General features: G+C 70.7%; 7 protein-coding genes and 1 riboswitch. Of the genes, 5 read left to right on the forward strand and 2 right to left on the reverse strand.

Going from position 1 to position 14,986, the window contains the following annotated elements; translation table 11 throughout:
- Positions 1–12 precede the first annotated feature (12 nt).
- Complete coding sequence (locus tag OUA97_RS07780) at positions 13–9,297, forward strand: non-ribosomal peptide synthetase/type I polyketide synthase (protein ID WP_267231266.1); 9,285 nt, start codon at positions 13–15, stop codon at positions 9,295–9,297.
- On the opposite strand, the gene OUA97_RS07785 is transcribed toward OUA97_RS07780, so the two are convergent.
- Together OUA97_RS07785 and cobU are read right to left on the reverse strand one after the other, a co-directional pair.
- Complete coding sequence (locus OUA97_RS07785) at positions 9,219–10,037, reverse strand: alpha/beta hydrolase (RefSeq protein WP_267231267.1); 819 nt, start codon at positions 10,035–10,037, stop codon at positions 9,219–9,221. The two genes, OUA97_RS07780 and OUA97_RS07785, sit on opposite strands and share 79 nt — an antisense overlap.
- A 101-nt stretch (positions 10,038–10,138) precedes the next feature.
- The gene (gene cobU / locus OUA97_RS07790) at positions 10,139–10,648 is read right to left on the reverse strand and encodes a bifunctional adenosylcobinamide kinase/adenosylcobinamide-phosphate guanylyltransferase (protein ID WP_267231269.1); all 510 of its coding nucleotides are present in this window, start codon (positions 10,646–10,648) and stop codon (positions 10,139–10,141) included.
- Between the two features lie 28 nt (positions 10,649–10,676).
- A riboswitch (cobalamin riboswitch) is annotated at positions 10,677–10,865 on the forward strand.
- A 106-nt stretch (positions 10,866–10,971) separates the two neighbouring features.
- On the opposite strand from cobU, the gene OUA97_RS07795 reads away from it, so the two are divergent.
- The 4 genes from OUA97_RS07795 to OUA97_RS07810 all read left to right on the forward strand — a co-directional run.
- Positions 10,972–12,915: a TonB-dependent receptor plug domain-containing protein gene (locus tag OUA97_RS07795; protein ID WP_267231270.1), complete on the forward strand. Its 1,944-nt coding sequence runs from the start codon at positions 10,972–10,974 to the stop codon at positions 12,913–12,915.
- The gene (locus OUA97_RS07800) at positions 12,896–13,927 is read left to right on the forward strand and encodes an aminotransferase class I/II-fold pyridoxal phosphate-dependent enzyme (protein WP_267231271.1); all 1,032 of its coding nucleotides are present in this window, start codon (positions 12,896–12,898) and stop codon (positions 13,925–13,927) included. Before OUA97_RS07795 ends, OUA97_RS07800 begins: the two co-directional genes overlap by 20 nt.
- Entirely contained in the window at positions 13,924–14,541 is a 618-nt protein-coding gene (gene cobO, locus OUA97_RS07805) for a cob(I)yrinic acid a,c-diamide adenosyltransferase (RefSeq protein ID WP_267231272.1), read from the forward strand. The genes OUA97_RS07800 and cobO overlap by 4 nt, the downstream gene beginning before the upstream one ends.
- A 5-nt stretch (positions 14,542–14,546) precedes the next feature.
- Positions 14,547–14,986, forward strand: a 440-nt coding sequence (locus tag OUA97_RS07810; RefSeq protein WP_267231273.1) for an ABC transporter substrate-binding protein, incomplete at its 3' end; no start/stop codon positions are given.

The raw sequence follows: 14,986 nt of genomic DNA on the forward strand, positions 1-14,986 counted from the left end.
GGAGGCGGGGACGTGGATCGACATGATGCGAGCGCGGCGCCCGGCAATCGGATCGCCATCGTCGGACGGGCGGGGCGGTTTCCTGCGGCGCGCAATGTCGAAGAGTTCTGGGCGATGCTGCGCGACGCGCGCAACGCCGCCCAGCGCCTGACCGACGCCGAGCTTCTGGCCCGCGGCGTCAGCCGCCAGCAGCTCGCCGACCCGAACTATGTCCGCGTGGCCAACGTCCTGCCGGACATGGAGTGCTTCGACGCCGGCTTCTTCGGGTTCTCGCCGCGCGAGGCCTCGATCCTCGATCCGCAGCATCGGCATTTCCTCGAATGCGGCTGGGAGGCTTTCGAGGACGCCGGCTACGTGCCGGAGAAGTTCGACGGGCGCATCGGCGTGTTCGCCGGTTCGGGCATGCAGGCCTATCTGCCGTTCAACCTGCTCAGCAATCCGGACTTGGTCGAGGAAATCGGCCTGTTCCTGCTGCGCCACACCGGCAACGACAAGGACTTCCTGACCACCCGCCTGTCCTACCTGCTGAACCTGACCGGTCCGTCGGTGGCGGTGCAGACGGCCTGCTCCACCTCGCTGGTGGCGGTGCACACGGCGATTTCCTCGCTGCTCAACATGGAATGCGACATGGCCCTCGCCGGCGGGGTGACCATCGAGCTCCCGCACCGTGTCGGCTACCGCTACAGCGAAGGCGAAATTCTGTCTCCGGACGGCCTCTGTCGCGCCTTCGACGACGACAGCAAGGGGACGGTGTTCGGGTCCGGCGCGGCCCTCGTGGTGCTGCGTCGCTACGAAGACGCGGTGGCCGACGGCGACGACATCAAGGCCGTGATCCTGGCCAGCGCGGTCAACAACGACGGATCGGGCAAGGCCAGCTACCTGGCCCCTTCGGTGGACGGCCAGGCCGAGGCCGCGGCCGAGGCGCTGGCGCTGTCGGGCGTGTCGCCCGGCGACATTTCCTACATCGAGACGCACGGCACAGGCACGCCGATCGGCGACCCGATCGAGCTGGCCGCCCTGCAGCAGGTCTATGGCGCCGCGCCGAAGGCCGCCATCGGCATCGGGTCGGTCAAGACCAACATCGGCCATCTCGACACCGCGGCCGGCGCCGCCAGCCTGATCAAGGTCGTCGAGGCCATGCGCCACCGCACCCTGCCGGCCAGCCTGAATTTCTCCACGCCCAACAGCCGGTTCGATTTCGACGGCAGCCCGTTCCACGTGGTCGCCCAGGGCCGCGCCTGGGAGCATGGCGGCCCGCTGCGCGCGGCGGTCAACTCGCTCGGCGTCGGCGGCACCAATGCGCACGTCATCCTGGAGGAGGCGCCGCGCCGCGCCGCCCAGGCCGATGACGGGGCCTGGAAACTGTTCTCCTTCAGCGCCCGCACCCGGGCCGATCTCGACCGCACCCGCGAGCGCTGGGCCGGCTGGCTGGGCGGCGAGGTCCCGGACCTGCGCGACGTCGCCTTCACGCTGCGGGAGGGCCGCCGCGCGTTCGGCGAGCGCTTCACGGTCGCCGCCCGCAACGTGCAGGAACTGCAGGCGGCGATCAGTGCTCGCAGTTCGGCCTATCGCCAGCAGGGCAGCGCCGGGGACAGCGCCCCGCGCATCGTGTTCCTCTATCCGGGCGGCGGCGCGCAGTATCCGGGCGCCGGCGCCGGAATGCTGGCCGCGTTCCCGGTGTTCGGCGAGGCCGTGCGCGCCTGTTTCGCCGCCCTGCCGGCGATCGCGCCGGCCGACCTGTACGACGTCATGTTCCGCCGCGATCGCGACGACGCCGAAGCCAAGGCGAAGCTCGAACGCTCCAGCTACGCGATCCCGGCGCTGTTCATTCTCGAATACGCCTACACCCAGCTCTGGCTGTCCTGGGGCGTCAAACCGGACGCCGTGCTCGCCCACTCGGTCGGCGAGTATGCGGGGGCGGTCGCGGCAGGGGCCATGCAGCTCGCCGACGCGCTGAAGATCGTCGCCCTGCGCGGCAAGGTGATGGACGCCGCGCCGGCCGGCGCGATGACCTCCGTGCCGCTGTCCCTGGAGCGCGTGCAGCCCTATCTCGGCGACCAGCTGGATATCGCGGCCGTCAACACCCCCGAAACGACGGTGGTCTCCGGCCAGGTCGCCGACATCGAGCGGCTGGAAGCCGACCTCGCCAAGGCCGGCGTCGAAGCCCGGCGCATTCATATCGAGGTCGCGGCCCATTCGCGGCAGCTGGACGGCCAGCTCGAACCGTTCCGAGCCGGGTTCGCCGGCGTGGCCTTCGAACGGCCGACCGTGCCGATGGCCTCGTCGATGCGCGGCGGCTGGGCCAAGGACGAGGACCTGAGCTGCGCCGAATACTGGGTGCAGCACCTGCGCAACACGGTGCGCTTCGCCGACGCGGCCCGCACGGTTCTGGCGGGCGAGCCGAGCATCGTCATCGAGGTCGGGCCCGGACAGACGCTCGGCCCCCTGCTGGAAGCCTGCGACCTGCCGGTTCCGCCGCGCGCCGTGCTCTATTCGTCGCCGCGTCCGCGCGATGCGACCGACGAGACCGGAGTCGCGCTCGCCGCGTTCGGCGGGGTCTGGGCCAACGGCGCGGAGGTGGACTGGTCGCTGGCCGTCCCGGCGGACGGCGCGCGCGTGTCGCTGCCGACCTACGCCTTCGCCAAGGATCGCCATTGGGTCGAGCCGGGTCGGGGCGCGGCTCGCGAAGCCGCCGAGGAGGCCCCGGAGCTTGTCCGTCGGCCAGACATTCCGGATTGGTTCGAGGAGCTCGGCTGGAGCGAGCAGGCGCGGGGCGGCGGGCCGCCCAGGCTGGATGGCGACTGGCTGGTCTTCGCCGGCGGCGATGCGCTGTCCGAGGCGGTGCTGGAGCGGCTGGGGACCGCGGGCGCACGGCTCGTCACGGTCCGCGCCGGCGCTGCGTTCAGCCGATCTGGCGAAACCTTCACCTTGCGCCCGCAGGCGCAGGACGACTTCGAGGCGCTGGCCAATGCGCTGCCCTCGTCGCCCTCCCGCATCCTCTATCTGTGGGGGCTCGATCCGGCCCTCGCCGACGCGGCGTTCTCCGGCGCCTATCTTCTCGCCCGGCTGCTGCAGCAGGCCGACCTGGAGCAGGCGACGCATCTGACCTTCGTCGCCCAAGGCGCGGCGAGCGTCGCGGGCGAGCCGCTCGCCAATCCGCAGGCCGCCGCCTTGCTCGGCCCGGTCCGGGTCGCCCCGCGCGAGATCCCGGGCCTGACCTCGGTGCTGGTCGATGTCGGTGAAGGCGCCGGACTGGACGCGCTGCTGGCGGAAGCCGCCGCGCCGGGCGACTCCGACCATGTGGCGCTGCGCGCGGGCCGCTTCGTCCGGTCGCGCAAGGCCGCTCCGGTGGTCAAGCCGCGGGACCTGCCGCAGCGCCTGCGCAAGAACGGCGTCTATCTGATCACCGGCGGCATGGGGGGCATCGGCCGCGAGATGGTCCGCTGGCTGGCGGAGAAGGCGCAGGCGCGGCTGATCGTGCTGTCGCGCCACGCCGAGGAGGACGCGAGCTTCCGCGCCGAAATCGAGGCGCTCGGCGGCGAGGTGATGTTCGTCCCGGCCGACCTGGCCGATCCCGAGGCCACCACGCGCGCGCTGCAGAGCGCGGCCGAGCGTTTCGGCGCGCCGAACGGCGTCGTCCATGCGGCCGGCGTTCTCGACGACGCGCCCCTTGCGCTCCAGCCGCTGGCCGCAGCGCTCGCCGTCATGGAACCGAAGCTGACTGGGGCGCGGACCCTCGATCGGCTCTATCCCGACGGCAGCCTCGACTTCTTTGCAGTCGTGTCGTCGACCTCGGTGCTGCTGGGCGGGGCGGGCCAGACCTCCTATGCGGGCGCGAACGCCGCGTTGGAGGCCATCGCGGCCAGCCGCAAGGACGGGTTCTCGATCGCCTGGGGCGCGTGGCGCGACACCGGCATGGCCGCACGCGCCTATGGCGCGGGTTCGGTGGCGGGCGGCGATCCCCTGCTGGGCGTCCGCAAGGACGTCGCCGACGGCTCGATCCTGTTCGAGAGCGTGATCGATCCCGAGACCGATTGGCGCGTCCTCGAGCATGTCGTCAACGGCGCCTCGGTGCTGCCGGGCTCGGCCTATATGGAGCTGGCCTACGCCGCGGCGACCGCGGTGATGGCCCAGCGTCCGTTCGTGCTCGACGCGCTGCAGTTCGCCACCGCGATGACCTTCGAGCGCATGCCGCGCCGCGTCGTGCTGCGGCTCGATCCGGCGCCGGACGGATATGAACTGGTCGTCGAGAGCCGCGCGGCCATGAGCGCCGAGCCGGTCGAGCACATGCGCGCGCGCATCGTCGCGCTGGAGGCTTCGCCGGCCCGCCCGGAGCCGCTCGGCGCCTCCGATCTGCCGGTGTCCGTCGTCAGCGGCCAGCCAGTGCAGAACAAGCTGATCGACTTCGGCCCGCGCTGGAGCTGCGTCGGGGATGTCCGCATGGCGCAGCAGCGGGTCGTCGGCGAATTCGCGCTGTCCGACGCGTATCATGGCGACCTGGCGGTGCATCCGTTGCACCCGGCCCTGCTCGACATGGCCGCGACCGTCGGCCTGGCTCTGGTCCCCCTCAACGGCGGCCTCTATGCGCCGATGTCGATCGGCCGCATGCAGGTCTTCGGGCCGCTGGCGGACCGCCTCGTGGCCCATGCCGAACTGATCGCCAGCGAGGAGGGGCGCTACGCCTCGTTCAAGGTCGCCATCTGCGGCGCGGACGGCGAGGTGCTCGTGCAGCTCGACGACTTCGCCCTGCGCGCGATCGCCGACGGCCGGCTGGCGGGCGCGCAGCCGCGCCAGAGCATCAGCAGCCAGGTGTTGTCCACCGGTATCCGGCGCCTGGAGGCGCCCGAGCTGTTCGCCCGCGTCTTCGACCACCCGGCCCGTCAGATCGTGGTGTCGCCGGTTTCGATCGACCTGCTCCGACTGGCGATGCTGGAAGCCCCGGAGGCCGGCAAGCCGCAACGCCAGAACCGGGCCCAGCAGGAGATCGCCGATCCGGTCACCGCGCGGCTGGCTGCGATCTGGAGCGACATCCTGGGTGTCGCCGGCATCGCGCCGGAGGACGACTTCTTCGCGCTCGGCGGCCACTCGTTGAACGCGGTGCGGATGATTGCGCGGGTGCGCAAGGAGTTCGGCGTGTCCTTGCCGCTCGGCAAGCTGTTCGAGGCGCCGCGGCTGGAAGCCTTCGCCGCCCTGCTCGGGGCCGGCGCGAGCCCGCCCCAACAGGTCGTGCAGGCGCCGAGCGAGCTGCCCGCCGCCCAGCGGAGCCTGGAGCCCCGGCGCGTCGCCATGACCGAGGGCCAACGCGAGATCGCCGGCAGCATCCTCGTCGAGCGCTCGACGCTCATCGCCTACAACCTGTCCTTCTCGATGCACGTTGCAGGCGCCATCGATCTGCCCGCCTTGCGCACGGCGCTCAACGCGCTGGTCGATCGGCATGAGGTGCTGCGGGCGTCCTTTGATCTCGAAAACGCGACCCTCACCATCGGACCGCAAGGCGGCTTCGAGCTGAGCGAGAACGACCTGTCCCGGCTGGGCGGCCAGCTCGCCGAGGCGCAGCGCGATGCGCTGCTGCGCGACGCGGCTGGCGCGCCGTTCGACCTGGCCGGCGGCCCGCTGCTGCGGGTGCTGTCGCTGCGGCTGCCGGAGGGGCGCTCGGAGCTGGTGCTCATCGTGCACCACATGGTCTGCGACGGCTGGTCGGCCGGCGTGCTCATGCGCGACCTCGCCGCGCTCTACACCGCGGCGCTGGAGGGGAGGGCGGCCGCCCTGCCGCCGGCGCAGGGCGTCAGCGACCTCGTCGAAGCCGAGGCGCAATGGCGCGGATCGGCCGAGGCCGAGACGCATCGCCGGTTCTGGCTGGACAAGTACGCCAGCTCGCTGCCGGTCATGGACCTGACGTTCGACAAGCCGCATCCGGCCACGACGACGACCGCGGCGGCCCGTGTCGTCACCCGGCTCGACGGCGAACTGGAAGCGGCCCTGCGCGGCGTGGCCCAGCGGGCCGACACGCCGCTGCGCAATCTGATCTTCGCCAGCTTCCGCTACTACCTGTCGATGATGGTGGGTTCTCCCGACGTCACGGTCGGCATCCCGGTCGCCGGTCAAATCGCCCACGGCCTGGACGACATCGTCGCCCACGGCGTCAGCTTCCTGCCGGTGCGCGCCACCATCGAGCGCGGGGCCTCGCTGCGCGACCTGCTGAGCCAGGCGCGCCGGGACATGCTCGAGGCGGTGGAGCACCAGAACTACACGCACGGCGCCCTGGTGCGCGACCTGCAGGCGCCGCGCAGTTCCGCGCGCCACCTGCTGGCGCCGGTGGTGGTCAATATCGACGGCCTCGCCGATCTGGAGAAGATCGCCCTCGGCGCCGCGCCCGTCCGCATCGAGGTCAACTCGACCGGCCACGAGTTCTTCGATCTGTTCTTCAATCAGTTCGACGCGCTCGGCCGGGTCGAGCTGACCTGGAACTACAAGACCGACCTCTTCCTCGAAGCCACCATCCAGCTGCATGCCGGCAACGTGCTGCGGCTCCTGCGGGCGATCGCCGAGACGCCGGATGCGATGGACCGGCCGATGGCCGCCCTGCTGTCGCACGGCCGCCAGGTCGCCCCGGCCAGCGGCGAGCACGCCGATCCGGGCGCCGCCGGGCCGCAGACCGTGACCGAGGTCTTCCGCGGCGTCGCGGCCGCGCACTCGGGCAAGGTCGCCGTGCGCTTCGGCGACCAGACCCTGACCTATGCCGAGCTCGACCAGCGGTCCGACGCGCTGGCCGCGATGCTGGCCGGGGCGGGCGTCGGCCCGGGACAACTGGTGGGGATCTCGTCACATCGTTCGCTGTCGCTGGTGGTCGCGGTGCTGGGGGTCCTGAAGGCCGGCGCCGGCTATGCGCCGTTCGACGTCAGCCTGCCTGAGGACCGGCTGCGCTTCATGGCCCGCGACACCGGCATCACCGTGCTGCTCGGCGATTGCCCGGCCGCCGCGCAGGAGGGCGTGCGCGTCATTCATTGGCGTGACTTCCCGCAAGCGGCCGCCGCGGCGCCGGCCGTCGAGGTCACCGGCGAGTCCATCGCCTATGTGATGTTCACCTCCGGCACGACAGGGACGCCGAAGGGCGTCGTGCTGCCGCACCGCTCGATCATCCGCATGCTGTGCGACACCGACTGGCTGGAAATGTCGGATAAGACCGTCACGCTGCATTCCTCGGCCTTCGCCTTCGACACCTCGATCATCGACCTGTTCGCCTCGCTGCTGCATGGCGGGACGCTGGTGGTGCCGCCGGACGGGACGCTGTCGATCTCGCAGCTCGCCGACGCCATCCAGAGCCACGGGGTCAACACCCTCTGGCTGACCTCGGGCCTGTTCCACGCCATCGCCGACGTCCGCCCGCAGACCTTCGCCAGCGTGAAGCAGGTGATCGTCGGCGGCGACATCGTCTCGCCCGTCCACGTCGGACGGGTCATGGCCGCGTGTCCGAACGTCGTCGTCATCAACGGCTACGGGCCGACGGAAAGCTGCGTGACCAACGCGCACAAGGTCACCCAGGCCGATCTGTCGCGCGGCATGGCGTTGCCTATCGGCCGCGCCATCCCCGGCACGCAGTCTTACATTCTCGACGAGAACCTGAACCCGGTGCCCGACGGCATCATCGGCGAGCTCTGCATCGCCGGGCGCGGCCTGGCGCTCGGCTACTGGAACCGCCCGGAGCTGACGGCCGAGAAGTTCGTCACAGCCCCCTGGGATCCGACCCTGAAGCTCTATCGGTCCGGCGACCTGGTGCTGAACCCCGGCGACGGCGTGCTGCGCTTCTTCGGTCGGGCCGACACCCAGGTGAAGGTCCGCGGCTTCCGGGTCGAGCTGACCGAGATCGAGCAGGCGCTGGACGCCCATCCGGCCATCCGCCAGTCGGTCGTCGCCGCCCTGGTGCCGGAGGGGCAGACGGACAAGGTGCTGGCAGCCTATTTCGTGGCCCAGGGCGCCGCGCCGCCGGCCGCCGAGCTGCGGGGCTTCTTGTCCGCGCGCCTGCCGGAGTTCGCCATCCCGTCGTTCTTCGTGGCGGTGGACGCGATCCCGCTCAACGCCAACGGCAAGCCGGACCGGCGGGCGCTGCCGGCCCTGCGCAGCCAGGGTGCTGAGGACGACGCCGACGCCACGCTGCGCGGCGAGACCGAGGTCCGCCTGGCCAAGATCTGGTCCGCCGTTCTGGGCGTGAAGGTGATCTCGGCCGACGCCAACTTCTTCCAGATGGGCGGGCACTCGCTGCTGGCGGTGCGGCTGTTCGATCGCGTCCGCAGCGAGTTCGGGCACGACCTGCCGCTTTCGACCCTGTTCAGCAACCAGACCCTCCGCGCGCTGGCGGCGCTGCTCGACGCCTCCAGCCCGGCGCCGCCGACGGAAGCCAATCCGGACGCCGAGTGGGACACCAGCGCGGTCATCCATCCCGGGCCGGAGGGCGACAATCGTCCGTTGTTCATCGCCGGCGGCGTCGGCGGCAACGTCAACAACCTCATGGAGCTCGGCGCGCAGCTTGGGCTCTACCGCGCGGTGGTGGGCTTCCAGACCCGCGGCGTGCTCGGCCACACCCCGCACGAGACCATCGAGGAGATGGCGGCCGCGAACATTCGCTACATGCGCCAGCATCAGCCTACCGGCCCCTATCTGCTGGCCGGCTATTCGGGCGGCTCGCTGACCGCCTTCGAAATGGCCCGCCAGCTTGAAGAGGCCGGCGAGCAGGTCGACCGGCTGTTCGTGCTCGACACCTATGCGCCGGGGTTCGCCAAGGAGTTCCAACCGCCGGTCAAGCTCGGGATGGGCGAGTGGCTGCTCGACGAGTTCCAGATGCTGCGGACCGAGGGGCTGCCGCTGTTCTTCGAGCGGCGGGCCAGGGCCGTGCGCCGCCGGATCATGCGCGGCCGCCGGCTCACCTTCATCAAGAACCCCAGCCTGTCGCATTCACGCTACCAGGTCATGCAGGACATCTGGATGGCCGCGGCCCGCAAGTACGAAGGCGGCAAGATCAGCGCGCCGGTCACGTTGTTCCGCACCCGGCCGCGGCGCCTGCTGGCGCGCCGTGCTCTGGAGCTCGACCCGACCCTCGGCTGGGCCGCGGTCTCCGATCCTTCGACTGTCGAGACGCCGTGGGTCGAAGGCGACCACATGGGCATGCTCAAGGATCAGAACGTCCGCATGCTGGCGAACCTGATCGAGAGCCGGATCACGCCTCAGGAGGGCGGCGCGACGACCCTGGAGATGAAGGACGCCATCGCATCGGTCAGCCCCAACCTGGCCAAGTCGGCATGATGGCCGTTTGGAATTTCCAGGTACTCCTTCGGACCGGGAGCCTCCTGGTATAGCCGGCGGGCGCGGGCGACCGGCAGGGACTCGTCCAGCGCGCCGTGAACGAACAGTTTGGGGGCCCCGATCGCCTGGACGTGGTCGATGATGTCATAGCGTTCGGCCCACATCACCTGGCAGAACGGGAAACCCTTGTAAGCGTCCTGATAGTATTGGCAGGTGCGATAGGGCGCAGCTTCCAACACCACCGCCTCGAACGGCCGCGCCGCCGCCAGGCGGCTGCCCACCCCGGCCCCGAGGCTGAAGCCGTGCAGCACGCGCCGGTTCGCCGGAACCGCCTCTCCCATCAGGTCGTCGAGCTGGTCGTAGAAGGCGAGCGCATCGCGGGCGAAGTTCATCTCGCTGGACTTGCCGCCGGTCGCGCCGGAGCCGCGATACTCCATCATCGCCATCCCGAAGCCCTGCTCCTGCAGCGCCCGCAGCCGCTCGAACGACGCGTCGACGCCCGCGCCATTGCCGTGGAAGCTCATGATCACCGGCTTGCCCGGCTGGGGCATGGCCAGCCGAGCCCCGATCACCTGGCCGTCGCTGGAGCGGAACTTGACGGTCTTCACGTCGTCGGCCGGACGGCCGTCGTCGTCGCCGCCGAAGCGATAGATCCCGTAGTTCTGGAACGCCCAGACGCCGGCGAACAGCAGCGCGGTCGCGACAAGCAGCGCTGTCACGACGAGATTGAACATCGACATGCGAGCGCCTCTGTCGTGGGGATATGCAGAGAGCCGGCGCGCGGCCGACGGAAATTTATACGCACGCCAGGCGGGCAAGTCCTAGCTCCGCCGACGATCCGTCAGCCCTTGAGCACCAGCGGCAGGCCCGCGGCGACCAGCACCGCGCGGTCGGCCGCCGCCGCCACCGCCTGGTTCATCCAGCCGGCCTCGTCGCGGAACCGGCGAGCCAGGGCGTTGTCCGGCACGATCCCCTGGCCGACCTCGTTGGAGACCACGTAGAGCGCCGCCGGGCTGGCGGCCAGAGCCCGCGTCAGGTCGGCGACCTGCTGGCCCAGATCGGCCTCGACCAGCAGGTGATTGGTCAACCACAGCGTCAGGCAGTCGACCACCGCCACGTCGCCCGCACCCAGCGCAGCGACCGCTCCCGCCAGGTCCAGCGGCGCCTCCACCGTGACCCAGCCTTCGCCGCGTTCGGCCCGGTGACGGGCGATCCGATCGGCCATTTCGGCGTCGTGCGCCTGGGCCGTCGCGATCATCACGTGGCGATTTCCGGAGCGCTTCCAGGCTTCGCGCAGCGCGTAGCTGGTCTTGCCGGATCGGGCGCCGCCGAGGACGAAGGTCAGGCTCATTTGGATTGACGCTCCGCATGGCAGAGCCTAGGCAGACCCCGCGACAGGTTCCCCGGAAGGGGATTAATAGGGAACTCAGGTGCGAAACCTGGGCTGCCCCCGCAACTGTAAGCGGCGAGCCCGCGCGTCATAAGCCACTGGACGGAAGTCTGGGAAGGCGGCGCGCATCGGCTGTGACCCGTGAGCCAGGAGACCTGCCTGACGCGGTCGTCCTTCGCATGCTCGGTGGGAGCGCGCGAACGGGGAGTTTTCCCGAGAGGCGGCGTCCGTCGACCTGCGCGCAAGCGCGGGTCATGTCGTCATGCGTCAGGGGGGATAACCCGATGAAGACTGTTCTGCTCGCCACCACCGCCGCGCTCTGCGGCGTTTCCACCCACGCGCTCGCCCAGAGCGCCGCGCCGGTCGCTATCGCCAGCGTCAGCGAACTGGTGGTCACCGCCACTCGCTCGCCGCAGGAAGCCGACAAGATCGGTCAAAGCCTCTACGTGCTGGACGCCGCCGCCATAAAGGCCGCTCAGACGGTCGACGTCTCGAGCCTGCTGGCCACCACGCCCGGCGTCAGCTTCTCGCGCAACGGCGGGGTCGGGGGCTCGACCTCGGTGCGGATCCGCGGCGCTGAGGGCGACCAGACCGTGGTGGTGGTCGACGGTGTGAAGCTGAACGACCCCTCTACCGCCGGCGGCGGCTACAACTTCGCGAACCTGCTGGCCGGCGACATTGGCCGCATCGAGATCCTGCGCGGCGCCCAGTCGACGCTGTGGGGCAGCCAGGCCATCGGCGGCGTCGTCAACATCGTCACCCGTGAGGCGACCGAGCCGTTCGAGGCCGACCTCGCCGCGGAGGGCGGCTCGATGGGCACGAGCTACTTCCGCGCCGGCGCCGGCGGCAAGACCGAGCGCCTGGCCTGGCGCCTGGCCGCCGGCCGCTACGACACCGACGGCGTCTCCTCCTATCGCCTCGGCCAGGAGAAGGACGGCTATGAGAACACCGGCGTCAGCGGCCGGGCGGTGTTCACCGCCACCGAGGCGCTGTCGTTCGACCTGCGCGGGGTCTACTCCAAGGGCCGCAACGGCTTCGACGGCTTTGCGCCGCCGACCTTCAGCTTCGGCGACACCCGCGAGTACGGCGAGACCGAGGAGTTCGTCGGCTACGGCGCGGTGAACCTCGACCTGTTCGGCGGCGCCCTGACCAACCGGCTCGCCTACGGCTACACGCGCACCGACCGCCAGAACACCAACCCGGACCAGGCGGTGACCACCACCACATTCGACGCCCGTGGCGAGAACAAGCGCTGGGAGTATCAAGGCGTCTGGACGATCAACGAGGCCTGGTCCGCCACCTTCGGCGGCGAGACCGAGGACTCCAGCATGCGCACGGCCTCGCCCAGCGAGTTCGTCCCCAACCCGCCGACGACCCGCGCCAAGGCCGGCATCGACGGGATCTACGCCCAGGTCCAGGGCGAAGTGGTCTCGGGCCTGACCCTGACCGCCGGGCTGCGCCGCGACAGCCACGACACCTTCGGCGATGCGACCCTCGGCCAGTTCGCCGCCGCCTGGTCGCTGAACGATGGGAACACAGTTCTGCGCGCCAGCTTCGGCCAGGGCTTCAAGGCTCCGACCCTCTATCAGCTCTATTCCGAGTACGGGAACACCGCCCTGGAGGCCGAGGAAGCCGACGGCTGGGACGCCGGGATCGAACAGCGCCTCGGCGACCGCTTCATGGTCCGCGCGACCTGGTTCGACCGCAAGACCGACAACCAGATCGACTACTTCTCCTGCACCTCGACCACCACCGACCCGCTCTGCTTCGTGGGCGGCGCGCGGCGCTTCGGCTATTACGCCAACACCGCCCAGACCAAGGCGCACGGCGTCGAGCTCGAGGGTTCGGCCGATCTCGGCCCGCTGGCGCTCAGCGCCAACTACACCTGGACCGACACCGAGAACGACTCCCCCGGCAACGTGAACCGCGGCAAGCAGCTCGCCCGCCGGCCCGAGCACCAGGCCAACGTCCAGGCGATCTACACCTGGGAGAACAAGGCCAGCCTCGGCGGTTCGATCCGCTATGTCGGCGACAGTTTCGACAACGCCGCCAACAGCTACGTCCTGCAGAGCTACACCCTGCTCGACCTGCGGGCCTCCTATCCGGTGAACGAGACCTTCGAGCTCTACGGCCGCGTCGAGAACGCCTTCGACGACGACTACGAGACCACCCGCAACTACAGCTCGCCGGGTCGCGGGATCTATGCCGGTGTCCGCGCCCGGTTCTGACCTGCAGGCGGGGGCCTTCCTCCGCCACGGCGGCCGCCTGGCCGCGGCGCGCGGCGCGTTCCCGGACGCGCCCGCGCCCTGGCTCGACCTGTCGACGGGCGTCAACCCGCGGCCCTATCCGGCGCGACGGGCCGATCCGGCCGCCCTGCGGCGGTTGCCCGACCCTGAGGAGGTGGCGGCGCTCGAGGCCGCCGCCGCCGCCGCGTTCGGGGTTTCGCCCGACCGCGTCGCCGCGACCCCGGGAACCGAGGCGGCGCTGCGGGCGCTGCCTCGGGTGCTGGGCGCCCGCTCGGCGGCGATCGTCTCGCCGACCTATGGCGGACACGCCGAGGCCTGGCGCCTGGCCGGCGCGCGGGTTTCCCACGGCTCCTGGGACGAAGCACGCCATAGCGCCGCCGAGGCCGTGGTGCTGGTCAATCCGAACAATCCGGATGGCGCGCAGGTCCGCAATCCGGACGTCGGCGACCGATGGCTGATCGTCGACGAGGCCTTCGTCGAGACCGCCCCGGACGTGAGCTTGGCTCCAACGTTCTTTCCTTCTCTCCTTGCGGGCCAAGGGGCGCGCGACAGCCGCCACACCCTCGTCCTGCGCTCGTTCGGCAAGTTCTACGGCCTGCCGGGCGTGCGGCTGGGCTTCGTGATCGCCGAGCCGGGCCTGGCCGCGCGCATCGGCGCTCAGTTCGGCGACTGGCCGGTCAGCGCCGAGGCGATCGCCGCCGGGCTCGCGGCCTATCCGGACGAGGCTTGGCGTGAGCGCACGCGCCTGCGCCTGGCCCGCGACGCCGCGCGCCTGGACGGGCTGCTGCGCGCCAACGGCTTCGAAGTGCTGGGCGGGACCTCGCTGTTCCGGCTGGCCGCCGCGCCGGACGCCGCACGCCGGTTCGAGGCGCTCGCCCGCCGCGGCGTGCTCACCCGCCCCTTTCCCGATCAGCCGACCTGGCTCAGGTTCGGCCTGCCGAAACCCAAGGACTGGCCGCGCCTCAAGGCGGCTCTGGAAGGATCCCGCCGATGAGCGACGACGAAGACCGCAAGAACCAGGAACACAAGGCCGCCATGCAGGCGCTCAAGGCCGAGCGCGAGGCGATGATGGCCGAGAAGACCGACGAGGCGCCTGGCCTGCTGCTGGTCCACACCGGCGACGGCAAGGGCAAGTCGACGGCGGCGTTCGGCATGGTCGCCCGCGCCCTCGGCTGGAACCAGAAGGTCGGCATCGTCCAGTACATCAAGGGCAAGTGGATCACCGGCGAGCGCCAGTTCTTCAAGCGCTTCCCCGACAGCGTCCGCTACGAGGTGATGGGCGAGGGGTTCACCTGGGACACCCAGGACCGCGCCCGCGACATCGCCGCAGCTGAGGCGGCCTGGGCGACCTCGCTGGAGATGCTCCATGATCCCGAGCTGGATCTCGTCATCCTCGACGAGCTGAACATCGCCCTGCGCTACGACTATCTCGACATCGCCAAGGTGGTCGCCGACCTGCAGGCTCGCCCGCGCGACAAGCACGTCGTGATCACCGGCCGCAACGCCAAGCCCGAACTGCTGGCCATCGCCGATCTCGTCACCGAGATGACCCTGGTCAAGCATCCTTTCGAGCAGGGCATCAAGGCCCAGCGAGGCATCGACTTTTGAGCTGGATGCTGACCCGTCGCTCGGCGCTCGCCGCAGGCGCCGTGGTCGGCCTATCCGCGGCCGGGCCGGCGCCGGCGCCGCGCCGCATCGTCTCGCTCAATCCTTGCCTCGACGTGATCCTGGTCCACGTCGCCGACCGGGCCCAGATCGCGGCCATCAGCCACTATTCGCACGAGCCCAGCTCCTCCAGCATCGGCCCGGCCGGCGCGACCTATCCCTTCACCTACGAGAGCGCCGAGGAGGTGCTGGCCCTGCGGCCCGATCTGGTGCTGACCGGCCGCCACTCCTCGCCGGCCACCCGCGCGGCGCTGAAGCGCCTGGGCATCCGCGCTGAACTGTTCGCTGTCCCCAACACCGTCGAGGAGAGCCTGGAGCAGGTCCGCCAGGTGGCCCGCGCGGTCCATCGCCCCGCGCGCGGCGAGGCGGTGATCGCCCAGGTCCGCGC

Origin of the sequence: Phenylobacterium sp. 58.2.17 (genome assembly GCF_026411515.1) — a bacterium.
In the GTDB taxonomy this organism is placed as follows: domain Bacteria; phylum Pseudomonadota; class Alphaproteobacteria; order Caulobacterales; family Caulobacteraceae; genus Phenylobacterium.

What these genes read in the sequence shown, in the direction of transcription:
- OUA97_RS07785 (WP_267231267.1), bottom strand. Translation starts at nt 10,037, where the DNA reads ATGTCGATGTTCAATCTCGTCGTGACAGCGCTGCTTGTCGCGACCGCG.
- cobU (WP_267231269.1), bottom strand. Translation starts at nt 10,648, where the DNA reads ATGAGCCTGACCTTCGTCCTCGGCGGCGCCCGATCCGGCAAGACCAGC.
- OUA97_RS07795 (WP_267231270.1), top strand. Translation starts at nt 10,972, where the DNA reads ATGAAGACTGTTCTGCTCGCCACCACCGCCGCGCTCTGCGGCGTTTCC.
- cobO (WP_267231272.1), top strand. Translation starts at nt 13,924, where the DNA reads ATGAGCGACGACGAAGACCGCAAGAACCAGGAACACAAGGCCGCCATG.